Genomic DNA, 21,658 nt, shown 5'->3' with positions numbered 1-21,658 from the left:
CACCGCGCCCGCCGATATTTAGCGGGTGAAGCTCTCACCTTTGGCGGCTTTTTCGACCAGCAGCCGGGACGGTTCTATCCCCATGGCGGTCAGACCATCGACGATCTTCTGCAAGCCGACCGTGTCGCCCCAGAACATCGGGCCGCCGGTGTAGACGGGCCAATTATAGCCCAGGATCGCGGCGACATCGACGTCCGACGCCCGGATGGCGATGCCTTCCTCCAGCACCTTGGCCCCTTCGTTGACGACGGGGTAGAGCAGGCGGGCGACAATGTCTTCGGCCGACAGCGCGCCCTTGTTCGCCACGCCCTTGACGGCGGCGAAGTCGGCGATGGCGGCGGCTGCGACCGGCGACGGCGTCGCCTTGCGGTTTTCGTCATAGTCGTAATAGCCGCCATTCTTCTTCTGGCCCAGCCGATCCGCCTTGACCAGGTCGCCGCGCACGCTGCGTTCCGTCTCGTCGCGCCCGATGACGTCCAGGCCGACCAGATCGATCATCTGGAACGGTCCCATCGCAAAGCCATAATCATAGATGGCCTGATCGACATCCTGCGGCGTCGGGCCTTCCAGAACGAGGGCGTCGGCCTGGCTGCCGCGCTGGGCCATGATGCGATTGGCGATGAATCCGAAGCATACGCCCGACAGTACCGGCACCTTGCCGATCTTCTTGGCCAGCGCCATCGCGGTGGCGATCACTTCCTTCGACGTTTTTGCGCCGCGCACCACTTCGAGCAGGCGCATGACGTTGGCGGGCGAGAAGAAGTGCAGGCCGATAACCCAGTCGGGCCGGCTCGTCGCCGCAGCGATTTCGTCCAGGTCGAGGAACGAGGTATTGGACGCCAGGATCGCGCCCTGCTTGGCGATCTTGTCGAGTTTGCCAAAGACGTCCTTCTTGACGCCCATCTCCTCATAGACCGCCTCTATGATGAGGTCGACATCGCCCAGCGATTCCAGGCCGATGGCCGGCGTGATGAGCGCCATACGCTGTTCCACCTGATCGGCGGTCATGCGGCCCTTTTTGGCGGTATTCTCGTAATTTTTACGGATGACGCCGACACCGCGATCCAGCGCTTCCTGCGTCATTTCCACCAGCGTCACCGGGATGCCGACATTGAGGAAGTTCATGGTGATGCCGCCACCCATCGTGCCCGCACCGATGACGCCCACGGTCTGGACGGGAATGGTGGCGGTGCCCTTGGGCACGTCTGGCACCTTGGCGGTTTCCCGTTCGGCGAAGAAATAATAGCGTTGCGCGGCGGATTCGGTGCTGGTCACCAGTTCTTCGAACAGTTCCTTCTCCCGCTCGATCCCCTTGTCGAAATCCTCGATCTCGGCCGATGCCTCGATCGCGCGGACGATATTATAGGGCGCCTTGAAACCCCGGAAAGCGCGGGCGTTTTTCTTGAGATAGGTTTCGTAAATGTCCGGCTTGCCGCGCGCGGGGGCGACCTTGTCCTGACGGTCGCGCACGCGCTGGAGCGGTTTATCGACGATGGTGCGGGCAAAGGCGATGGCGTCTTCGCGCAGATTGCCTTCCTGCGCCACGGCATCGATCATGCCAAGGTCGAGCGCCTTTTTCGCAGGCACGGGCGCGCCGCCGGTGATGATGTCGAGCGCGGTTTCCACGCCCACGATGCGCGGCAAACGCTGCGTCCCGCCAGCACCGGGCAGCAGTCCCAGATTGACTTCGGGCAGGCCGACCTTCGCCGACGGCACGGCGATGCGATAATGGCAGATGAGCGCCAGTTCATAGCCGCCGCCCAGCGCCGTGCCATGGATCGCGGCGACGACGGGCTTGCTGCCATTTTCGATGATGTCGAACACGTCATGGAGGCCCGGTTCCTGCTGCGGCTGGCCAAATTCGGAAATATCCGCGCCGGCAAAGAAGGTCCGGCCACCGCAGATCAGGACGATCGCCTTCACGCGGTCGTCGGCGGCGAAAGTGCGGAAGCCTTCATCGAGCGCCAGGCGCGTCTTGATGCCCAGCGCGTTGACCGGCGGGTTGTCGATTGCGATGACGCCGATGCCGCCATCCTCGATGCTGTATGTTCCGACTTCGCTCATGCAAGGCTCCTCGATTTGCAAATCCTGTTTGCATCGGTCTTTGCCCTGATCCGCCGCGCCGCGCAACCGGAGAACAGCAACATAGTTAGCCAGGTGCACTTTGCTGCGAACGGATCGGGCATCTAGGGCGAAGCCACGCCACTAAGGCGACAAAGGCACCGCAATCGCCACGCCAAAATGTCACCTTATGTCACCTTTGCCTTTATGGACGGCAGGACGGCGGGCGGACGGCCCCGGTCGCAGGGCTGACCATCTCCTTGAAGCAGATAAAATCCTACATTTGAAGGCTTTTTTATGCGGCGATGGGTGGCGCGCCGACGGCCGCAGGCGCGCAGCGCGACCGCCAGCGGGCAAGGTGCTGGTTGAATAGGTTATATAGCTTGGTCTAGTATCGGGCAAAGCGGTCTGCGGGATGATGATGAACGATTCGGCGCGGCTGGACGGCAAGGTTGTGGCGGTGACTGGTGCGGGGCGCGGCATCGGGCGCGACGTGGCGTTGCTGTGCGCCCGGCAGGGCGCAAGCGTGGTCGTGAATGATCTGGGGACTTCCGCCCACGGGGAAGGCGCCGATACAGGGCCAGCGGCGGCGGTGGCGGCCATGATCCGCGACCAGGGCGGCAAGGCGGTGGCCAATGGCGCAAGCGTTGCGGAACCGGCGGGTGCGGCCTCCATCATAGCCGACGCGATCGCGCATTTCGGACGCATAGACGGCGTCGTCAACAATGCCGGCATCCTGCGCGACCGCATCTTTCACAAGATGAGCATCGTCGATTGGCAGCGGGTGATGGACGTGCATCTCAATGGCGCCTTTTATGTGGCGAAGGCGGCGGCGCCCCATTTCAAGGACCAGGGTTCGGGCAGTTATGTCCATTTCACATCGACATCCGGGCTGGTCGGCAATGTCGGCCAGGCCAATTATGCGGCGGCCAAGATGGGCATATTCGCGCTGTCCAATGCGATCGCGCTGGACATGCGGCGTTTTGGCGTGCGGTCCAACTGCATCGCGCCATTCGCCTGGAGCCGCCTGGTCGCGACGATCCCAGCTATCGAGGTGGATGATGAAGGGGCCACGGCGCGGATGCAGACGATGACCACCGACAAGATCGCGCCGATGGTCGCCGCCTTGCTGTCGGACGGGGCGCGGGACGTGAACGGCCAGACGTTCGGCGGAACGAGATTTTCCTGTTCAACAAGCCGCGCCCGGTCAGAACGATGCAGCGGTCGGAGGGCTGGACAGCCGGCAGCATCGTGCGCGACCTGTTGCCCGCGATGGCGGGCGACATGATGCCGCTGGCGCAGGTTAGCGACATCTGGCCCTATGACCCGGTGTAACGATCATGGCATTTGACCCACAGCGGTTGATCGACCTGCCACCGGTCGAGACGCGGCAGAAGATCAATCCATTCAAGGTGATGCTCTATGCGCTGGGGGTGGGCGCGGACGAATTGCCGTTCGTCTATGAAGATGGTCTGGTGGCGCTGCCCACCATGGTTGCCACCATGGCCTATGCCGGATCGGTATGGCGCGACCCGGCCTATGGCGTGACCTGGCAAAAGATGTTGCACGCCGAAACCCATGCGACGTTGCACGCGCCCATGCCGGTCAAGGGTGAATTGACCAGCTATACGACATTCGGGCCGGTCGTGGACAAGGGCGCGGAGAAAGGCGCGATCCTGTACCAGACGCGTCAGATCCATGCCGATGATGGCCGCCATATCGCAACCGTGCGCAACACCCATTTCCTGCGCGGCGATGGTGGTTTCGGCGGATCGTCCGAGGGGCAGATTGCGCCCCATCCGATCCCCCGCCGCGCACCCGACCTATTGATAGCGCTGTCGACCGGCGACAATCAGGCTTTGTTGTACCGATTGTCTGGCGACATGAATCCGCTGCACATCGACCCCAGGGCCGCACGATCGGCCGGGTTTGCGCGACCGATCCTGCATGGCATGGCGACTTATGGGGTGGTTGGCCGGGCGTTGTTGCGCGCGCTGGCCGACAATCGACCCGACCGGATCCGGCGGATGGATGCGCGCTTTTCCGCGCCGGTCTTTCCGGGCGAAACGATCGAGACGGCGATCTGGCGCGAAGGTCCGGGCGCGGCGGCCTTTACCGCGCGCGTGGTCGAACGCGACCGCATCGTTCTGGACCATGGCTATATGACGTTCCTGTAGGCGCACGAAACAACGGTCATGCGCGGTCAGACGACGCGCCGTTCCAGCGGCGCCCCGGCGCAATGGCGGCGGATGTTGTCGAGCGCGCCCTGCATGACCGTAGCGAGTGATTCGACCGTAGCGCCCGCGACATGCGGAGCCATCAGCACATTGGGGACGTCGACCCAGCCGCTGCCGTCGATCGGCTCCCCATCGAACACGTCGAGCGCCGCGCCGCCCAGCGTGCCATCGCGCAGCGCCGCGATCATCGCGGGTTCGTCGATCACGAAACCGCGCGAGACATTGACGATCAGCCCGTCCGGGCCGACCCGACCGAGGATGTCGGCGCTGACAAGGCCGCGCGTGTGGTCATTGCCCGCCACCGCGACCATCAGCGTCGTCGCCCAATCGGCCAGATCCGCCAGCGACTCCATCCGGTGCCAGGATACAGGCTTGGGGTTTGGTCCCCACCAGCGTATCGCACAGCCGAAGGGGTCGAGCCGCCGCGCGATGTTATGGCCGATATGGCCAAGGCCGACGATGCCCACGCGCTGTGCCGACACGGCATGGCCGGGCGGCAGGCGCGCCTCCACCCAGCGGCCCGACCGGACATAGGCGTCGTTGGCGATCACCGCGCGGCGGTGCGCCAGCATCATCGTGACGGCATATTCAGCGACGTCGGCCGCATTGATGTCGCCCGCGTTGCACACCGCTATGCCGCGCGCTCGCGCCGCGTCGAGATCTATCCCCGCCATGCCCGCCGCGACGACCGCGATCACCCTGAGATCGGGCAGCAGGGCAAGGCGGGCGACGTCGAGCCGTTCCATGCCCGAACACAGGATGGCCGCGATGCCCGCGCCGTCGCTGGCCAGAAAAGCGTCACGATCGGCATGATCGTCCAGGCAGATATAATCAAATTCGCCCGGCGGAGGACGCAGCATCCTGAGGATGGCCCGGCTCATGACCAGCACGCGCGGGCCGCTCATCGGGGGGATCGCCGCATTGTCATGTTCCTGTCCTGCGCCTTTGCCTTTGCCTTTGCCTTTGCCTTGACGATAGAGCGTGGGTGGCGGATAGCAACCTGTATAACCTGGAATACCATCGAATAAGGAGCGGGCATATGGAGAGGCGATTTGTGGGCCGTAGCGGGCTGTCGGTTTCGGTGCTGGGCTTTGGCGCGATGACCTTTTCCGATGGCGACGGTCAGTTTGGTGGCGTGGGCGCGACGCGCGGGGCGGATGCGGCCCGCCAGGTCGATATGTGCTTGGACGCGGGGGTCACGCTGTTCGACACGGCGGACGTCTATGCCGCCGGGCGATCCGAGGAGATATTGGGCGAGGCGCTGGGCGCACGGCGCCAGCATGTCGTCGTGGCGACCAAGGCGTTCGGGCGGATGGGCCGCAACGACCATGACACCGGCCTGTCGCGCCGCCACCTGATCGCCGCGTGCGAGGCGAGCCTGAAGCGGCTGGGCACCGACTGGATCGACCTGTATCAGGTGCATAGTTTCGACGCGCTGGTGCCGCTGGAAGAAACGCTGCGCGCACTGGACGATCTGGTGACGGCGGGCAAGGTCCGTTATGTGGGCTGTTCCAACTATGCCGGATGGCAGTTGATGAAAGCGCAGGCGGTGGCGCGCGAACAGGGCTATGAACGCTATGTCGGCCAGCAGATCCAATATTCGCTGATGGTGCGCGACGCCGAACAGGAATTGTTGCCCTGTGGCGTGGATCAGGGGGTGGGCGCGCTGATCTGGAGTCCACTGGCGCAAGGCTATCTGTCGGGCAAGTTCCGCGCCGACACGGGGGACGCGACCCGGTTGCAGCAGAGCGGTCGGCTCAAGGCCTATGAGACGGCAACGGGCACCGCCGTGCTGGACGCGATCGACGCCATCGTCGCCGCGCGGGACGGTGTGAGCCACAGCCAGGCCGCGCTGAACTGGCTGCTGCGTCGTCCTGGCGTGTCCAGCGTTCTGGTGGGCGCGCGCACCGACGCGCAGCTGGCCGACAATCTGGCGGCGGCGCAATGGGCGCTGACCGACGCGGAGACAGAGGCGCTGGACCGGGCGAGCCAGACGCCGATGTGCTATCCCAATTCGCACCACCGTATCTTCACGCAGGAACGCAATCCGCAACTGTTCGCGCGCTACAAGTCGGGGGAATGAAGGATGGCGGGGGCGCCCGATGCGTCGCCCCCGCCCCTGTTTTAGCGCGGCGCCATGCGGATCGCGCCGTCGAGACGGATGTCTTCGCCGTTGAAATAGGCGTTTTCGATGAGGTGCAGCGCCAGCATTGCATATTCGGGCGGCTTGCCCAGGCGCTTGGGGAAAGGCACCGATGCGCCCAGGCTGTCGATGACATTTTGCGGCATACCCAGCATCAGGGGCGTTTCGAAGATGCCCGGCAGGATGGTGTTGACCCGGATCGCCTCCCCCATCAGGTCGCGCGCGACCGGCAGCGTCATGCCGACGATGCCGCCCTTCGACGCGGAATAGGCGGCCTGGCCGACCTGGCCATCCTCCGCCGCGACCGACGCTGTGTTGACGATCGCGCCGCGTTCACCCGATTCCAGCGGATCGAGCGTCACCATGCCCGCCGCCGACTTGGCGATGCAGCGGAAGGTGCCGACCAGATTGACCTGAATGATCGTGTTGAATTGGGCCATGGGATAATGTTTGATCGAGCCATCCTCCCGCGAGCGGCTGACCGTCTTGGCCGCAGGGCCGATGCCCGCGCAGTTGATGAGGATGCGTTCCTGCCCGATCGCGGCGCGCGCCTTGGCGAAGGCGGCGTCGATGGAATCGTCGGAGGTCACGTTCGCTTCGCAATAGACGCCGCCGATTTCGTGCGCGATCGCTTCGCCCGCTTCGACATTGAGGTCGAAGATCGCGACCTTGGCGCCCTTTGCCGCCAGCGCGCGCGCCGTGGCGGCGCCCAGGCCCGAAGCGCCGCCGGTGACGACGGCCGAAAGTCCATTCACGTCCATAGGATAGTCTCCCCGATGTTGATGCCGGTCAGCCCAGCATGTCCTTTGCAATGACGATTTTCATGACTTCCGACGTGCCCGCGAAAATGCGCGAGATGCGCGCGTCGGCGTAGAGGCGGCAGATCGGATATTCGCGCATGAAGCCGGCCGATCCATGGAGCTGCAGCGATTCGTCCACCGCGCGGGCCTGAACTTCGCTGCATTTGAGTTTGCAGGCGGCAGCGGTCGCCGGGTCGAGCTCGCCTGCGTTGAACAGGTCGACACAATGGTCGAGAAAGGCCTGGGCGCAGTCCACTTCCGTGCGCAATTCGGCCAGTTTGAACTTGGTGTTCTGAAAATCGGCGATCCGCGTGCCGAACGCCTTTCGCCCCATGGTGAAATCGACCGCCAGCCGGATCGCTTCCTGCGCATTGGGGAGGGACTGTGCGGCGGTGGTGATCCGCTCCTCCGCCAGTCCGCCGCGCATATAGTCGAAACCGCGCGTCGGATCGCCGATGACGTGCAGCGGCGACAGTTCGACATTGTCGAAGAAAAGTTCCGACGTATCCTGCGTCAGGAAGCCAAGCTTCTCCAACTTGCGGCCGGGGCGGAAACCGGACATCCCCTTTTCGACCAGGAACAGGCCCAGTTGCCGGGGGTTTGCCGGGTCCGTCTTGGCCGCGACCACGAACAGTTCGGCGGTCAGGCCATAGGAAATGTAGGTTTTCTGGCCGTTCAATAGCCAGCGACCATCGCCGAGCGGGCGGGCATGGGTCTTGAAACCGGCAATGTCGCTGCCCGCGTCAGGCTCCGTCATGGCGATAGCGCAGATCATCTCGCCCGACACCAGCTTCGGCAGGAAGTGGTGCTTTTGCGCCTCGCTGCCATATTTGGCGATATAGGGCGGCGAATTACGATTGAGCGCACCCATCCATAGGCCGGTTTCATGGCTTTTGGCCACTTCCTCATACATGATCTGATCGTAGCGGAAGTCTGTGAGGCCAAGGCCGCCATAGGCCGGATCGACCCAATAGCAGAGGAAACCACCCTCCCCCGCCCGGCGATAGACGTCGCGGTCGATCATCCCCTGTTCGAGAAAGCGCGGCGAATGGGGGATCACTTCGCGCGCCAGAAAGCGGCGAAACGTGTCACGGAACTGTTCCTGATCGTCTGTATAATGGTTGCGTTTCATCGGCATGGCGATCAGTCCTCCCGTTCGCTGAGCAGGCCGTGCGGGTCGCCAAGCGATGCGCCGCCATCCATCGTCAATGTCTGTCCGGTCGTGTAGTCGGCTTCATCCGACGCCAGGAACAGAAATCCCGCCGCGATTTCCTGCGGCTTGCCGGGGCGTCCGACCGGCACCTGCGCACCCATGGCGGCGATCTGTTCTTCGGTAGCGTTCGATTCGAGCGCGTGGGTGCGGGTCAGCCCCGGTTCGATCGCGTTGACGGTGATGCCCTTTCGCGCCAGTTCCAGCGCCGCGCCGCGCACGAAGCCGGTCACCGCCATCTTGGCCGCGCCATAATGGACGCGGGCGGGCAGCGATTTGCGGTTGCCCGCGACCGAAGATGTGACGAGGATGCGCCCGCACGGGCTTTTTTCCAGCCAGGGCAGCGCGTCCTTGGTCAGCCAGAAGGCGGCCTTGACCCCGACGTCGAACATCGCGTCGAGCACATCGTCGGGCATGTCGGCCAGGCTGGCCGGGGTCAGAAAGGCCGCATTGTGCAGGACGATGTCGATCCGTCCGAACCGATCGCCCGTGCGCATCACCATCGCCCTGACCGCCTGCCGATCGCCCATGTCCAGGGTTTCGAGAATGGCGGTGCCGCCTGCTGCGGCGATGGCGTCGACCACATCCTGCCCCGGCGCGGCGGATCGCGTCGCGACGACGACCGTTGCGCCTTCACGTGCAAAGCGTTCCGCCGTGGCGCGCCCGATGCCGCGTCCGCCGCCAGTGACGATGGCGACCCGTCCGTCCAGTTTGCCCAACCCGCTTCTCCTCGCCCATATCCATGATCGGGGTGCCGCGATCCGGGTTGCGTTGTCAACTAGGTTATATAACTGCGATGGACAAGCGCGTCCGAAGGCGGGATAGTGCGCCGATGACCGATAGCCAGACGCTGATCCTGCGGAGCGATGCCGATGGCGTCGCCACGCTGACGCTCAACCGCCCCGACAAACGCAACGCGCTCAATGTCGATATGTTCGCAGCGCTCGACGCGCACCTGGCCGATCTGGAACGCGAAACCGACGGGGTCGGCGCGGTCGTGCTGCGCGCGGCGGGGCCGGTCTTCAGCGCGGGCGCGGACCTTGGCAAGCAGCAGAAGCCGCCGCGCCGATTTTTCCAGGCCGCGACCATCACCCGGTTGGCGAACCTGCCCCAGCCTGTCATCGCGGCGGTGCAGGGGCCATGCTATACCGGCGGGCTGGAACTGGTCCTGGCCGCCGACATCATCCTGGCGGCGGAATCGGCGCGCTTTGCCGACACCCACGGCAAATGGGCGCTGGTGCCCGGATGGGGGATGACGCAGCGGCTGCCCCGGCGGGTGGGGCAGCACAAGGCGCGCGAAATGATGTTCACGGGCCGCACCTATGACGGACGGCAGGCGCTGGCGATGGGGCTGGCCAATCTGTGCGTAACGGACGCGGCGTTCGAGGAGGAACTGGCGCGCCTGACGGGCGACATCATGGCGCTGTCCTGGCACAGCCATCGCGGCAACAAGGCGCTGCTCAATGCGTCCGATGGCATGACCCTGGACGCGGGCCTGGCCCATGAGATCGTCGCCAGCCCCGGTGTCGGGCCGGACTTCGCCAACCGGGTCGGCGGCACTTTCGGCAAGCGGTGAGCGCCTCCTAGCGCTTGTCGAGTTTGCGCACCGTGCCGCTATAGGCGGTGATGGCAACGTCCCCCTGCCACAACGTACCGCGCACGAACGCCATGCGTCCGGTTTCGCGCAGCAGTTCGAGCCGGGCGACGATGGGCGTGGCGATGTCGCCACCGGCCATGAAACTGAGCGAGAAGTCGATCACCACGATGCCGCCGCGGCTGCACCGGCCATGCAGATAGAGCGGCAGGAACAGCGACTGTTCGGCGATTGCCGAGAGGAAGCCGCCGTGCAGCGACCCCATGACATTGGCGCAGCCGGCATGGGGCTGGGTCCGCATCTCCGCGCCGCCGGGGATGGGGCGGACGTCGAGCGGGGGCAGCGCATTTTCGAAACCCGTCTGCCTGACGCTGTCGAACGGTCGCCAGCCATCGTCCAAGCCATGCGGCCCGTCATCGGCCAACCGGCTGCCTGCGTCATCAAGCATCATAGTTCCCACCTGCTTATGCTGCGTTGCGACATAAGGTAGTTAGACAAGTGGTGCAACAGCAATCCAAAGTCATGGGCTTTTGCCGCGTCACCAGTGACTTTCGATGGCAGGACTGCGGTCGATGCGAATATATCAAGGAGCGATGCCGGCGCGGCGGGCCGCGACCTCTGCCGGGCTGTCATAATGACGCAGGATCAGCGACTGGCTGGCGGTGGCCATCAACAGGCCGCCTTCTTCAAACAGGTGCATCACGCCATGGACCACGCCATGATGGACCGATTCGATCCGAATGTCGCACAACACCCATTCGGACGGCTCAACCCGTGCATAACGGATCGTGTTGTCGAGGCTGTTGCCCCCGGCAAAGGCGCCGATCGCATTGCCGATCGCCATCGAAATATAGTCGGCCACCACCGCCAGCAACAGCGGATCGGCCAGCAATCCTTCGGTCGAGCGAATCCAGAAAGCGACGCGACCGTCTTGGCTGCGCCCATCATTGGCCGTGCCGTCGGGATAGCGGCCATGGGCCAGCCTTACTTCGAACCGGCTTTGCAGGCCATCGTCGCCCGCCCGCCAGTTGCGCGCCACGGGACAATCGCCGGGCGGCGCGACCTGCGGCATCGGCACCCACTGGTCGGCAATGGCGCTGTCGCGCGCGCCCAGTGCGGCGACCACGCTGATGATCTTGCTGTCTTCTATATGTTCTAGCACCTGCGCCTGGCTGGTCTGGTTGCCTGCGACCGGGATCCAGACATCCAAGTCGACCGTAGAACCGGGCCGGGCGAAGGAGAGATAATGGGCGGTGGCCCAGATGACCGGGCGACCGCTGGTCCGCTGCATCGCATCGATCGCCGCCGCCAGCCCGACCCCGCCGAACAGGAAGCGGCGGTCGGGCACCCCCACGCACAGATCCATCGTCACCGGCAGGTGAAAGCGATGCGAATTATGGGTGGCGCGCAGGTCGAACAGGGCTTTGGGCACGGGCTTCCTCATGGTGGCTAAAAGCGAGGGTCGGTCGGCGATCGTCAATTGTCGCCCGCCATGACATGACATATCGGCGGCATCAAAATTTTTGCTTTGCATCACATCATCAACTAAGTAGGCGATGTATCCAAATACTGCCTTGGCAGGCAGCGAGCCATTGCGCAACCCAGGAGAAGAATGTGTCCGAAGCCTATATCATCGACGCCGTCCGCACCCCGCGTGGCATCGGCAAGGTCGGAAAGGGCGCGCTCGCCCATATGCACCCGCAGCATCTGGCCGCCACCGTGCTCAAGGCGATCGCCGAGCGCAACGACCTGAACACCGCCGATGTGGACGATGTGATCTGGTCCACATCCACCCAGAAGGGCAAGCAGGGCGGCGACATGGGACGGATGGCGGCGCTCGACGCGGGCTATGATCCCAAGGCGAGCGGCATGACGCTGGACCGTTTCTGCGGCGGCGGCATCACCACCGTCAGCCTGGCCGCCGCGCAGATCATGTCGGGCATGGAAGACCTGATCGTGGCGGGCGGCACCGAGATGATGTCGCTGACCGCCACCATGGCACAGGAAGAAATGGCCGCGGGCATCATGCCGCTGGGCATGGGATCGGGCAATGCGCGCCTTCAGTCTGTCCACCCCCAGTCGCACCAGGGCGTGTGCGGCGACGCGATCGCCAGCATGGAGGGCATCAGCCGCGAAGCGCTCGATGCGCTGGGCCTGGAAAGCCAGAAGCGCGCCGAACGCGCGATGGCCGAAGGCCGTTTCGACAAATCGGTGGTGCCGGTGATCGATGATGAGGGCAATGTCGTGCTGGCGAAGGACGAATTTCCCCGTCCGCAGACGACCGCCGAAGGCCTGGCTGCGCTCAAGCCTTCCTTCACCGCGATCGCCGACATGGTGATCGACGAAGACGGCAACACGCCGCGCGGCCTGATCAACCAGAAATTCCCCAACCTGGCGATCGAACATTTCCATCATGCCGGCAATTCGTCGGGCGTGGTCGATGGCGCAGCGGCGGTGCTGCTGGCATCCAAGGCCTATGCCGAGACGCATGGCCTGAAACCCCGCGCCCGCATCGTGGCGACCGCCAATGTCGGCGACGATGCGACGTTGATGCTGAACGCACCAGTCCCCGCCGCCAAGAAGGTGCTGGCCAAGGCGGGCCTGACCAAGGACGATATCGACCTGTGGGAGATTAACGAGGCCTTTGCCGTGGTGGCCGAAAAATTCATCCGCGACCTGGACCTGGATCGCGCCAAGGTGAACGTCAATGGCGGGTCGATCGCGCTGGGCCATCCGATCGGCGCGACCGGCGCGATCCTGATCGGCACGGTGCTGGACGAACTGGAGCGGACGGGCGGCCGCTATGGCCTGGTGACGATGTGCGCGGCGGGCGGTATGGCACCGGCGATCATCATCGAACGGATCTGACCCTGCCTTGAGCGCGGCGGACGATCAAACCGGATCGGCCGCCGCGCCAACCTGGCCCGATCGCCTCTGTTCTGCCAAAAGCATCCCAAGCGCCTGATGGCGCTTGGGATGCTTTTTCTTTTGAACGGGCAAATGCCTGATCATATTCCATATTGACACTAATGTGTCATTATGGAATTTATGTTCCATGAAGAGAGCCGCAGAAATCTTTATCGAACTGGTCGACGAGATCGCGCGATCGCGCGGGCGCACCGACCTGGCCTTCCGCTCCATCCGGGAAGCCCATGGCCTGACCGAGGTGGAGAATATCGTGCTGACCGCCGTCACCCATGCGCAGCGCCCGCCCACCGTGCCGCAGATCGGCCGGGCGCTGGGCCATCCGCGCCAGGTGGTTCAGCGGGCAGCCGACATGCTGGCGACGCGCGGGCTGATCGAATGGCGCGACAATCCCGATCACAAGCGCGCGCGCCTGCTGATCCCCACGGCGCAGGGTATTGCGATGCGCGAAGGCGACGATGCCGAGGGGCTGCGCCGCGCGGCGCAACTGACCGAGGGGATCGACCCCGACATGATCGCCCGCGCGGTGGCGGACCTTCGCGCCATCCGAGCGATCATGAGCCAAAATCTGCGCGCAATGGCTGAGCGCGAAGACGTGGGCGAAGACGCATGAGCGACGATCTGACCGGGTTGGTCGACATCGCCAGACTGACGGCATGGCTGGATACGCATATCCCGGAACTGGGCGACGGCCCATTGTCGGCGCGGAAGATTCACGGCGGCACCAGCAACGTCATCCTGTCCCTGGAACGCGGCTGCGAGACAATGGTGCTGCGGCGTCCGCCGGTAGTCGCGCCGCCGGGCAGCGAGAAAAGCGTGCTGCGCGAGGCGCGGGTGCTGACTGCGCTGAACGGCACGCCGGTGCCGCACCCGATCTGCCGGGGCAGTTGCGCCGATACGGACGTGATCGGCGCGCCCTTCTATGTGATGGACAAGGTCGACGGATGGGCCGCGACGATCATCGGCGAGCATATCTATCACAAGGCGCCGTTCGACCAGCCGCCTTATGAATATAGCGTCGCCTATGCGATGGTCGATGGCCTGGTGGCGCTGGCCAATGTCGATTACAAGGCGGTCGGACTGGAGGGTTTCGGCAAGCCGGACAATTATCTGGAACGGCAGGTGGATCGCTGGGAAGGACAGTTGCTGAGCTACAAGCAGCTTTACAATTATCCCGGCCGCGAGTTGCCAGGCTATGCACTGACGCGGGACTGGCTGCGTGCCAATATCCCCTCCACCTTTCAGGCGGGCATCATCCATGGCGATGTCGGCACGCCCAACGCGCTGTTCGCCGATGGGCCGCCCTGTCGCCTCAACGCACTGATCGACTGGGAATTATCGACCATCGGCGACCCGCTGCTCGACCTTGCCAGCTTCACCAATGCGATGCGCGACGAAAATGCGCCGGACGTGCTGCCCTCTAAGCGGCTCTACAATAGCGAGAATTGGCCCACGCGGCAGGAAATGGCGCGCTATTATGCCGCTGGCACGGGCCGCGACATGGCCGATTTCGACTATTATGCGATCCTGGCCATGTTCAAGGGCGGGTGCATCCTGGAATATAAGGTCGCCCAGGCGCAGGCCGGCATTCTGTCCAAGGAAACCGGCACTTTCTTCTCCCGCCTGGTACTCGAAAGCTTTGCCAACGCGGCCGACCTCATTCGCCGGATCGGCTGACACATTCCCATAAGAATGGAGAGGAAACCCCATGGATTTTACCATAGACCCCGCGTTTCAGGCCAAGCTGGACTGGATGCTAGACTTCGTGAAGGCCGAGTGCGAGCCGATCGACCTGCTGTTCCCCCATCATGGCGACCCCTATGACACCGGCAATGCGCAGGCGCGCGCGATCATCGCGCCGTTGCAGGACCAGGTGAAGGCGCAGGGCCTGTGGGCGTGCCACCTGGACCCGCATCTGGGCGGCGCGGGATATGGCCAGATGAAGCTCGCTTATATGAACGAGATTATCGGCCGGTCCTATTGGGCGCCGACCATATTCGGCACCGCCGCGCCCGATACCGGCAATGCCGAGATATTGGCGATGTTCGGCACGCCGGCGCAGAAGGCGCGCTATCTCCAGCCCCTGCTGGACGGCGACATCGTATCGACCTTTTCCATGACAGAGCCGCAGGCGGGGGCCGACCCCAAGGAATTTGTGTGCCGGGCCACCCGCGACGGCGACGAATGGGTGATCGAGGGCCATAAATGGTTTTCGTCCAACGCCCGCTATGCCTCCTTCCTGATCGTCATGGCCGTGACCGATCCCGATGCGCCCGCGCACAGCCGCATGTCGATGTTGGTGGTGCCCGCCGAAACGCCGGGGATAGAGATTATCCGCAATGTCGGCACGATCGGCGACGATCCGCTGGACGACAGCCACGGCATCCATGGCTATATCCATTATAATCAGGTCCGCGTGCCGATCGACGCGATGCTGGGTGCGCCGGGCGAAGGCTTCAAGGTTGCGCAGGCGCGGCTGGGCGGCGGACGGGTGCATCATGCGATGCGCACGGTGGGGCGGTGCCAGCGCGCGTTCGAGATGATGCAGGAGCGCGTCGTGTCCCGCCGCACGCAGGGCAAGTTGTTGGACGACCATCAGTTCGTCCAGGGCATGATCGCCGACAGCGCGATCGAGATAGAGCAGTTTCGGATGCTGGTGCTCAAGACCGCCTGGGTGATCGACAATCAACCGCACGGCGCGGCCCGCACGCTGATCGCCATGTGCAAGGTGCAGATGGCCAAAATCTATCATGACGTGGTCCAGCGCGCGATCCAGATTCACGGCAGCTATGGCGTCACCAACGAAACCGTGCTGTCGGCAATGTGGATGAGCCTGCCCAGCCTGGCGCTGGCCGACGGTCCGACCGAAGTGCATAAGGTGCAAGTGGCCAAGGCCTATACCCGCAAGGCGACGCCATCCGAGGGACTGTTTCCGCGCGAGCATATTCCCGATCGACTGGCCGCCGTGCGGGCGAAATATGCCGCCGTCCTGGCTGATCCCGCGCTGGAGCCGGCGCTATGAGCGATCCGCTGTTCGACCTGAGCGGCAAGGTGGCGCTGGTCACGGGCGGCAGCCGGGGGCTGGGGCGGGAAATGGTGCTGGCCTTTGCCGATCATGGCGCGGACGTCATCATCGCCAGCCGCAAGCTGGACGCGTGCGAAGAAGTGGCCGCGCTGGTGCGGGCCAAGGGACGCAGGGCGATGGCCCATGCCGCGCATTGCGGGCGATGGGACGACATCGACGCTCTGATCGCGGCGGCCTATGCGCAGTTCGGCAAGATCGACATATTGGTCAACAATGCGGGCATGAGCCCTGCCGCGCCCAGCCATGAGGTAACGGAAAAGCTGTTCGACAGCGTGCTGAACCTCAATTTCAAAGGGCCGTTCCGGCTGGCGAGCCAGATCGCCAAGCGCATGTATGACGGCGATGGCGGGACCATCATCAATGTGTCGTCGACCGGCGGGGTCATGCCCCTGCCCGCCATCATCCCCTATGGATCGTCCAAGGCGGCGCTCAACGCGATGACGCTGTCGATGGCGCATGAATATGCGCCCAAGGTACGGGTCAATACATTGTCAGCAGGGCCATTCCTGACCGACATCGCGAACGCCTGGAGCCCCGAGGCGCGGGAAACCGCGCGCAATGCGCTGGGGCGACCGGGTCGACCGGAGGAAGTGGTGACGTCTGCCCTCTACCTTGCCAGTCCGGCGTCCAGCTATACCACAGGCACGCTGCTGCGGGTGGACGGCGGCACCTGGTAGGCGGTCAGCCGATTGTTCATGATCGGCGGTGCGGCGCATGTCCGCATCATCGATCATGATTCGCTTTCTACCTGTCTTGTCATATAGTTGACGCGCATGTGCGGCGGACGATGCGTCCTTTCATCGCAAAATTGTGCGACCCACCGCTTTTTCGCCCAGCAACCCGCTGCAAACGCGATCGACAGCCGATCGACGGGCTGGCGCCGTGCCTGCGCCTTCGTTACGCGCGAACCTATATAACTAGGTTTCTGTTTCCGGGTCGGGAGAGTGCGCGTTGTCCTTGTTTAATATCAATCGAGTAGCCTTTTCAAATCTGCCTCTGGGTGCGCTCGCGCTGACATGCGGCCTGTTCTGGCCTGGGGCCGCCACCGCGCAGGCTGTGCAACGAGGACCGGCCGTTGCCGACGATGCGGCACAGGCGGACCAATCGGAGATGCCAGCATCCCCCACCCTACCCGGCGCATCCTCGCTCGCCCCGCCCGGCAAGCCGGGGAAGCGCGATCCGAAGGATTATGCGCGCTTCGACGCGCTGCGCGAACCGATGCTGACGACCCAGTTTCCCGGCCTCATCGACACGATCGTGGGAGACAGCGGCGAAATTCGCGATGCGCTGGCCGACCGGGGTATCGGCATCGAAATGCAATCGGCCACCGCCATCCAGATGCACCTGACCCCGACGGGGATGCCGGGCAATCCCCAGGTTTATAATGGGCAGACATTGACGCTGCGCAACAATGCGCTCAACATCTACGTCACCAAGAAACTGGACGATATAGGTCTGGGCGACACGATGTTGACGGTCGGCGGCGGCTATTCGGTGACCAGTTTCGACCCGAACGGTCGCAATTCCATCACGTTCAAGACGCTGTCCCTCTATCATGGCTTTGCCAACCGCACCGTGGAGGTGAAGGCTGGCTTCCTGCAAAATTACCTGCATTTCGCGGGCCTAATCACCGGGGGCAACCCGACATTGACGACGGGACTGGTATCGTTGCTGCCGGTACAGGCGGGCCTGAGCGCAGAACCGGCGACAACACCGGGCGTCAATGTCCAGATCAACGGCAAGAAGGGGTTTTACGTGCTGGGCGGGGTGCAGCGGTCGCTCAACCCGCTTGGCATCGCAGGGAGATACGCACCAACGGCATCGGCCTGGATTGGGACCAGGATAATGCCAAAGCCCTGTATATCGGCGAAGTGGGCATCCGGCGTCGTGCGTCTCCGACCCAGCGCAGTTTCTGGGCGCGGGTCGGCTATCTCTACAATACATCGGATTATGACCGTTTCCTGGGGGGCCGCGACCATAATCATTCCTATTATGCGCTGATCGATTTCCAGGCGACCCGGCCGGACGACCAATTATTCTTTCGTGGGCTTTATCTGGGTGCCAGTTACAGTGCGGCGCGCAAGTCGGTCAGCTCGTTCAGCAAAGCGGCTGAAATACGCGCCTATTATGTCGGACCGTTCGACGCGAGGCCAACGGATTCTTTCAACCTGACGGTCAGTTACAATAGATTCAGCGAAGACCTGCACCAGTCCTATGCCCTGCGCGGGATTGACACGGCGCGGCATCAGGTGGGCATATCGGGCGCATATGCGGTGCATCTTGGTCCGGGTATTCGCGTTGCCCCAGCACTGCAATATGTAGTCAATCCGACATTCCTGCCGGGGTACAAGGATGTGCTGCTGGGGTCGGCGTCGCTCTATCTGGCCTTTTAGGACGGATCGGCTTGCGCGCTCCGCCTTTCCCAGCCGGTGACGCCACCGGTCGGCAAAGGCGGGGCGACGCGGATCATTGGCCCGTGAATATTGGCGCGCGCCTGGTCTTTACAGCGTCCAGCCCTTCCTTGAAGTCGTCCGTGCCCAGCAGGATCGCCTGATTGAGGACGTTGGTGGACCACTCGGCCTCCATCGAGGTTTCCAGCCCGCGATGCAGCGCCTCCTTCACTTGCGCATAGGCGAGCGGAGCGATGGCGGCGAGTTCGAGCGCCAGTTCGCGCCCGCGATCGGCGAGCGCATCGACCGGCACGAGTTCGGACGCCAGGCCGATCCGTTCGGCCTCCTGCGCCTTGACCGGCAGGCCGCGCAAGACGATCTGCGCCGCGCGGCCAAGGCCGACGATGCGCGGTAGCAGGAAGACGCCGCCCAGCGGTGGCATGATGCCCAGCTTGATCCAGCTTTCCTGAAAGAAGGCATTGTCGGCCACGACGCGGAAATCGCAGGCGAGCGAGAGTTCGCACCCCACCGTGACGGCAGCCCCCTGCACCAGCGCGACGGTGGGTTTGGGGCAATGATAGATGCGTTTGGCCGCGCCTTGGAAATGGGTGTAGATCTGCGCCTTGATCTGCGGCGCGGGGGTGCGGGTCAATTCGTCGAGGAACGAGAAATCCGCCCCGGCGCAGAAATGCTTGCCCGCTGCCGCCAGCACGATGACCGACACCGCCGGATCGGCGACCAGGACGTCCATGCCGATGCAGATTTCCTCCATCGTCCGCGCACGCAGCGTATTGCCCTTTTCGGGTCGATTGAGCGTCAGCGTGCCGATGCGGTCGGCGACGGCCAGGCTGATGTCCTCATATGCGCTCATGCAGGCTCCTCTCGTCACTGTTTTTTGTCATGCTGTAATGGTCGCGATGCGCTAAGTCTGTTTGCTTGGGTCGATCATGGTGATGAACCGGGCGATCTGTTCCTCGCCGCCGTCGGGCCGCCAGCCGGACATGGCCATGGCGTCGCTTTGCGGATCGCTGCCATGGCGCATCCGGCCCTTATTATCCTCCATCGCATCGACGATGAAGCGGGCGGCGTCCTCGATCGACCATATGGTGAAATCCCCTGAAAACAGGTCACGCTGACGCTGCGCCATCGCGGCATATTCGGGATAGTCGACCGCATGGGCGATGCGGACCGTCACCGATTCCTTGTTGATTCCGGTCTTGACCGCGCCGGGCAGGATTTCCAGGACGCCGATGCCGAACTGTTCCACCTCCGCCCGCAAGGTTTCGGTGAAGGCCATCATCGCCCCCTTGGTCGCGCGATAGGGCGCCAGGAAGGGCATGGGGCTGTAGAGCGAACCGGAATTGATGTTGCAGATCAACCCTTTGTGGCGTGCGCGCATGATCGGGATCGCGCGCTGGGTCATGGTGACATGGCCCAGGAAATTGACGTCGAAATAGAGACGCCATTCGTCGAGCGGGATATGTTCGATCGGCAGATTCTTGAGGCGGATGCCAGCATTGTTGACCAGCACGTCAAGATCGTCGGGAAAGGCGAAATCGCCGGGTCGGGTGATGTCAAGACATTGGATCGCCAGGTTGCCGGGCAAGCCGTCGACCGCGCGCTCCAGGTCGGGGCGCTGGGCTTCATCATAGATGAGCGCCAAGGTCGCATAGCCACGCCGGGCGGCCTCCGCCGCAATGCCAAGACCGATACCGCCGCCCGCGCCCGTCACCGCCACCGTGCCGTCGATCTTCATCCTCGCCTCCATTTTATAAACAGGTTCCTGTTTTGACCATGGCTGCATGAAGGTCAAGCCGGGGGGACGGTGCGTCGCGCGCGCTCACCACTCGCCCTCTCGCGCGACCGCGTCGCGCATCGGGCCAAGGCCCGCGAAAAAGAGCAGCGCGGTAATCGGGCCAAGGATGCCGTAGGTCCAGGCGAGCGCCGTGCCGATGCTCGCGTCGCTGACGAACACATGCTGGGTCAGGAAGCCCACCACCGCCGGTCCCAATGTCATGCCCAGCAGCGCGACGCTCATCAGATAAAGCGCCGATATGCGCCCGCGCAGATGTGGCGGCGTCGCCACCTGCACCGCCGACGCGCCGATCGCCCCCATATTGAGCGGGACGATGATGAACAGCGATCCGACGAAGAAAAGGAGAGGGCTGGGCGCCAGATAGGTGGCGATACCGAACAGGCCCAATATCGTCCCGCCGACGACATAATAGCGAAAATGCGCGTCCAGACGGCCCCGCGCAAACATGCCATCGACGATCCGCGCGCCGACCAGCAGCGCGGCGATCCCGGCGACGAAGCCAAAGGCGCCCAGCGCATAGCCGGCCTGCTGCACGCTCCAGCCATAGGTGCGGATCAGGAAGGTCGGGTTCCAGGCAAGCCGGGCATAGACAAGGGCCATGACCAGCGAAAAGCCAACAATCTGGCAGAAATAGAAGGTTTTGCGGCTGGCCATGAAGCGCAAGACCTCGCCCCATCCCGCCCCGTGGCCTGCCGGTCGTTCGCGCGCCGGCTCATGAATGAAGATCGCCAGCGCGGCAAGGACGAAGCCGGGCAGCGCAGTAACGACAAAGGCGAAGCGCCACGCCTCCAGACGGCCGAGCAGCGGCACGGTGATGCCGTCGGCCGCGACATGCAGGATGTAGCCGCCGATCGCCAGTGATCCTTCCGCCCCCAGCAGCGCGCCGATCATGAAGACGCCCAGCGCAAAGGTCAGCCGCCTTTTGGGGAACAGGTCCGACAGGATGGAATAGGCCGCCGGGGCCAGCGCAGCCTCCCCCGCGCCCACGAATATGCGGGCGACCAATATCTGATTATAGCTTTCTGCCAGGCCCGACATCATCGCCGCGCAGGACCAGATAAGTACCCCGCCCATGACGATCCAGCGGCGCGGGTAACGGTCCACCGCCATGCCGAGCGGCAGGCCGCATACGGCATAGAGGACGGCGAAGGCGAAACCCTGAAGCAGGCTGATTTCGAAATCGCCGACGCCAAATTCCGTGCGGATCGGATTGACCATCAGCGAAATGATCTGGCGATCGAGATAGGCGGTCGCAAAGAGCAGCATCAGAATGATGGTGCTGGTCCAGGCGACAAGGGGGCGCGGAAAGGCACGTTCGTCCACCAAATCCCGTTCAGGCGCATCACGCCGCATATTCCCAGCATCGCTCATGGACATGCCTCTCCGTATCGACCTTT

21 protein-coding genes are annotated in these 21,658 nt (G+C 63.8%); 10 read left to right on the top strand and 11 right to left on the bottom strand.

Going from position 1 to position 21,658, the window contains the following annotated elements:
- Window positions 1–18: 18 nt before the first annotated feature.
- The gene (locus CEQ44_RS02035) at window positions 19–2,064 is read right to left on the bottom strand and encodes a 3-hydroxyacyl-CoA dehydrogenase NAD-binding domain-containing protein (protein WP_088184562.1); all 2,046 of its coding nucleotides are present in this window, start codon (window positions 2,062–2,064) and stop codon (window positions 19–21) included.
- Between the two features lie 415 nt (window positions 2,065–2,479).
- Between CEQ44_RS02035 and CEQ44_RS02030 the strand changes: the two genes are divergently transcribed.
- Both CEQ44_RS02030 and CEQ44_RS02025 read left to right on the top strand, forming a co-directional pair.
- The gene (locus CEQ44_RS02030) at window positions 2,480–3,349 is read left to right on the top strand and encodes an SDR family NAD(P)-dependent oxidoreductase (protein WP_306341393.1); all 870 of its coding nucleotides are present in this window, start codon (window positions 2,480–2,482) and stop codon (window positions 3,347–3,349) included.
- Window positions 3,350–3,401: 52 nt separating this feature from the next.
- Entirely contained in the window at window positions 3,402–4,238 is an 837-nt protein-coding gene (locus CEQ44_RS02025) for a MaoC family dehydratase (RefSeq protein ID WP_088184547.1), read from the top strand.
- 26 nt (window positions 4,239–4,264) lie between these two features.
- On the opposite strand, the gene CEQ44_RS02020 is transcribed toward CEQ44_RS02025, so the two are convergent.
- Window positions 4,265–5,203, bottom strand: coding sequence for an NAD(P)-dependent oxidoreductase (locus CEQ44_RS02020; RefSeq protein ID WP_088184546.1), 939 nt, complete (start codon window positions 5,201–5,203; stop codon window positions 4,265–4,267).
- Window positions 5,204–5,337: 134 nt separating this feature from the next.
- Here CEQ44_RS02020 and CEQ44_RS02015 point away from each other — a divergent pair, with 134 nt between their 5' ends.
- Window positions 5,338–6,381 (top strand): aldo/keto reductase, encoded by a 1,044-nt coding sequence (locus CEQ44_RS02015; RefSeq protein ID WP_088184545.1) that lies wholly within the window; start codon window positions 5,338–5,340, stop codon window positions 6,379–6,381.
- A gap of 41 nt (window positions 6,382–6,422) precedes the next feature.
- Here the strand turns inward: CEQ44_RS02015 and CEQ44_RS02010 are convergent, their stop codons facing one another.
- From CEQ44_RS02010 to CEQ44_RS02000, 3 genes are read right to left on the bottom strand one after another with little or no spacing between them, the layout of a single operon-like run.
- Window positions 6,423–7,202, bottom strand: a complete 780-nt coding sequence (locus CEQ44_RS02010; RefSeq protein WP_088184544.1) for an SDR family NAD(P)-dependent oxidoreductase — start codon at window positions 7,200–7,202, stop codon at window positions 6,423–6,425.
- Between the two features lie 28 nt (window positions 7,203–7,230).
- Complete coding sequence (locus CEQ44_RS02005; protein ID WP_254913628.1) at window positions 7,231–8,379, bottom strand: acyl-CoA dehydrogenase family protein; 1,149 nt, start codon at window positions 8,377–8,379, stop codon at window positions 7,231–7,233.
- Between the two features lie 5 nt (window positions 8,380–8,384).
- Window positions 8,385–9,170, bottom strand: a complete 786-nt coding sequence (locus tag CEQ44_RS02000) for an SDR family NAD(P)-dependent oxidoreductase (RefSeq protein WP_088184543.1) — start codon at window positions 9,168–9,170, stop codon at window positions 8,385–8,387.
- 113 nt (window positions 9,171–9,283) lie between these two features.
- Here CEQ44_RS02000 and CEQ44_RS01995 point away from each other — a divergent pair, with 113 nt between their 5' ends.
- A complete protein-coding gene (locus CEQ44_RS01995; protein WP_088184542.1) occupies window positions 9,284–10,027 on the top strand; it encodes an enoyl-CoA hydratase/isomerase family protein in 744 nt (247 codons plus the stop codon).
- A gap of 7 nt (window positions 10,028–10,034) precedes the next feature.
- Here the strand turns inward: CEQ44_RS01995 and CEQ44_RS01990 are convergent, their stop codons facing one another.
- Both CEQ44_RS01990 and CEQ44_RS01985 read right to left on the bottom strand, forming a co-directional pair.
- Complete coding sequence (locus CEQ44_RS01990) at window positions 10,035–10,496, bottom strand: PaaI family thioesterase (RefSeq protein ID WP_088184541.1); 462 nt, start codon at window positions 10,494–10,496, stop codon at window positions 10,035–10,037.
- Between the two features lie 132 nt (window positions 10,497–10,628).
- Window positions 10,629–11,489 (bottom strand): acyl-CoA thioesterase II, encoded by an 861-nt coding sequence (locus CEQ44_RS01985; protein WP_254913629.1) that lies wholly within the window; start codon window positions 11,487–11,489, stop codon window positions 10,629–10,631.
- Window positions 11,490–11,659: 170 nt separating this feature from the next.
- Here CEQ44_RS01985 and CEQ44_RS01980 point away from each other — a divergent pair, with 170 nt between their 5' ends.
- Window positions 11,660–12,913, top strand: coding sequence for an acetyl-CoA C-acetyltransferase (locus tag CEQ44_RS01980; protein WP_088184540.1), 1,254 nt, complete (start codon window positions 11,660–11,662; stop codon window positions 12,911–12,913).
- 24 nt (window positions 12,914–12,937) lie between these two features.
- Here the strand turns inward: CEQ44_RS01980 and CEQ44_RS24215 are convergent, their stop codons facing one another.
- Entirely contained in the window at window positions 12,938–13,102 is a 165-nt protein-coding gene (locus tag CEQ44_RS24215; RefSeq protein WP_176400350.1) for a hypothetical protein, read from the bottom strand.
- On the opposite strand from CEQ44_RS24215, the gene CEQ44_RS01975 reads away from it, so the two are divergent.
- From CEQ44_RS01975 to CEQ44_RS24210, 5 genes are all read left to right on the top strand, one after another.
- A complete protein-coding gene (locus CEQ44_RS01975; protein ID WP_088184539.1) occupies window positions 13,101–13,583 on the top strand; it encodes a MarR family winged helix-turn-helix transcriptional regulator in 483 nt (160 codons plus the stop codon). The two genes, CEQ44_RS24215 and CEQ44_RS01975, sit on opposite strands and share 2 nt — an antisense overlap.
- A complete protein-coding gene (locus CEQ44_RS01970; protein WP_088184538.1) occupies window positions 13,580–14,647 on the top strand; it encodes a phosphotransferase family protein in 1,068 nt (355 codons plus the stop codon). Before CEQ44_RS01975 ends, CEQ44_RS01970 begins: the two co-directional genes overlap by 4 nt.
- Window positions 14,648–14,678: 31 nt before the next feature.
- Window positions 14,679–15,992, top strand: coding sequence for an acyl-CoA dehydrogenase family protein (locus CEQ44_RS01965; RefSeq protein ID WP_088184537.1), 1,314 nt, complete (start codon window positions 14,679–14,681; stop codon window positions 15,990–15,992).
- Entirely contained in the window at window positions 15,989–16,732 is a 744-nt protein-coding gene (locus CEQ44_RS01960; protein ID WP_088184536.1) for an SDR family NAD(P)-dependent oxidoreductase, read from the top strand. Before CEQ44_RS01965 ends, CEQ44_RS01960 begins: the two co-directional genes overlap by 4 nt.
- Before the next feature lie 1,194 nt (window positions 16,733–17,926).
- Entirely contained in the window at window positions 17,927–18,448 is a 522-nt protein-coding gene (locus CEQ44_RS24210; protein ID WP_176400349.1) for a carbohydrate porin, read from the top strand.
- A gap of 73 nt (window positions 18,449–18,521) precedes the next feature.
- On the opposite strand, the gene CEQ44_RS01950 is transcribed toward CEQ44_RS24210, so the two are convergent.
- The 3 genes from CEQ44_RS01950 to CEQ44_RS01940 form a co-directional block, all read right to left on the bottom strand.
- Window positions 18,522–19,316 carry an enoyl-CoA hydratase/isomerase family protein gene (locus tag CEQ44_RS01950; protein ID WP_088184534.1) on the bottom strand — a complete coding sequence of 265 codons (795 nt, stop codon included), beginning with the start codon at window positions 19,314–19,316 and terminating at the stop codon, window positions 18,522–18,524.
- 51 nt (window positions 19,317–19,367) lie between these two features.
- Window positions 19,368–20,201, bottom strand: coding sequence for an SDR family NAD(P)-dependent oxidoreductase (locus tag CEQ44_RS01945; RefSeq protein WP_176400348.1), 834 nt, complete (start codon window positions 20,199–20,201; stop codon window positions 19,368–19,370).
- Between the two features lie 84 nt (window positions 20,202–20,285).
- Entirely contained in the window at window positions 20,286–21,632 is a 1,347-nt protein-coding gene (locus CEQ44_RS01940; RefSeq protein ID WP_176400347.1) for an MFS transporter, read from the bottom strand.
- Between the last annotated feature and the right edge of the window lie 26 nt (window positions 21,633–21,658).

This window comes from Sphingobium sp. Z007, from assembly GCF_900013425.1.
Lineage (GTDB): Bacteria > Pseudomonadota > Alphaproteobacteria > Sphingomonadales > Sphingomonadaceae > Sphingobium.
This window is presented reverse-complemented; position numbering and strand designations above follow the sequence as displayed.

Excerpts from the sequence above, each read along its gene's own strand:
- CEQ44_RS01960 (WP_088184536.1), top strand. The coding sequence starts at position 15,989 with ATGAGCGATCCGCTGTTCGACCTGAGCGGCAAGGTGGCGCTGGTCACG.
- CEQ44_RS01965 (WP_088184537.1), top strand. The coding sequence starts at position 14,679 with ATGGATTTTACCATAGACCCCGCGTTTCAGGCCAAGCTGGACTGGATG.
- CEQ44_RS01950 (WP_088184534.1), bottom strand. The coding sequence starts at position 19,316 with ATGAGCGCATATGAGGACATCAGCCTGGCCGTCGCCGACCGCATCGGC.
- CEQ44_RS02035 (WP_088184562.1), bottom strand. The coding sequence starts at position 2,064 with ATGAGCGAAGTCGGAACATACAGCATCGAGGATGGCGGCATCGGCGTC.
- CEQ44_RS01970 (WP_088184538.1), top strand. The coding sequence starts at position 13,580 with ATGAGCGACGATCTGACCGGGTTGGTCGACATCGCCAGACTGACGGCA.
- CEQ44_RS01985 (WP_254913629.1), bottom strand. The coding sequence starts at position 11,489 with ATGAGGAAGCCCGTGCCCAAAGCCCTGTTCGACCTGCGCGCCACCCAT.
- CEQ44_RS02005 (WP_254913628.1), bottom strand. The coding sequence starts at position 8,379 with ATGCCGATGAAACGCAACCATTATACAGACGATCAGGAACAGTTCCGT.
- CEQ44_RS02030 (WP_306341393.1), top strand. The coding sequence starts at position 2,480 with ATGATGAACGATTCGGCGCGGCTGGACGGCAAGGTTGTGGCGGTGACT.
- CEQ44_RS24215 (WP_176400350.1), bottom strand. The coding sequence starts at position 13,102 with ATGGAACATAAATTCCATAATGACACATTAGTGTCAATATGGAATATG.
- CEQ44_RS02025 (WP_088184547.1), top strand. The coding sequence starts at position 3,402 with ATGGCATTTGACCCACAGCGGTTGATCGACCTGCCACCGGTCGAGACG.
- CEQ44_RS01995 (WP_088184542.1), top strand. The coding sequence starts at position 9,284 with ATGACCGATAGCCAGACGCTGATCCTGCGGAGCGATGCCGATGGCGTC.
- CEQ44_RS01940 (WP_176400347.1), bottom strand. The coding sequence starts at position 21,632 with ATGAGCGATGCTGGGAATATGCGGCGTGATGCGCCTGAACGGGATTTG.
- CEQ44_RS02010 (WP_088184544.1), bottom strand. The coding sequence starts at position 7,202 with ATGGACGTGAATGGACTTTCGGCCGTCGTCACCGGCGGCGCTTCGGGC.
- CEQ44_RS01990 (WP_088184541.1), bottom strand. The coding sequence starts at position 10,496 with ATGATGCTTGATGACGCAGGCAGCCGGTTGGCCGATGACGGGCCGCAT.
- CEQ44_RS01945 (WP_176400348.1), bottom strand. The coding sequence starts at position 20,201 with ATGAAGATCGACGGCACGGTGGCGGTGACGGGCGCGGGCGGCGGTATC.
- CEQ44_RS02015 (WP_088184545.1), top strand. The coding sequence starts at position 5,338 with ATGGAGAGGCGATTTGTGGGCCGTAGCGGGCTGTCGGTTTCGGTGCTG.
- CEQ44_RS01975 (WP_088184539.1), top strand. The coding sequence starts at position 13,101 with ATGAAGAGAGCCGCAGAAATCTTTATCGAACTGGTCGACGAGATCGCG.
- CEQ44_RS02020 (WP_088184546.1), bottom strand. The coding sequence starts at position 5,203 with ATGAGCGGCCCGCGCGTGCTGGTCATGAGCCGGGCCATCCTCAGGATG.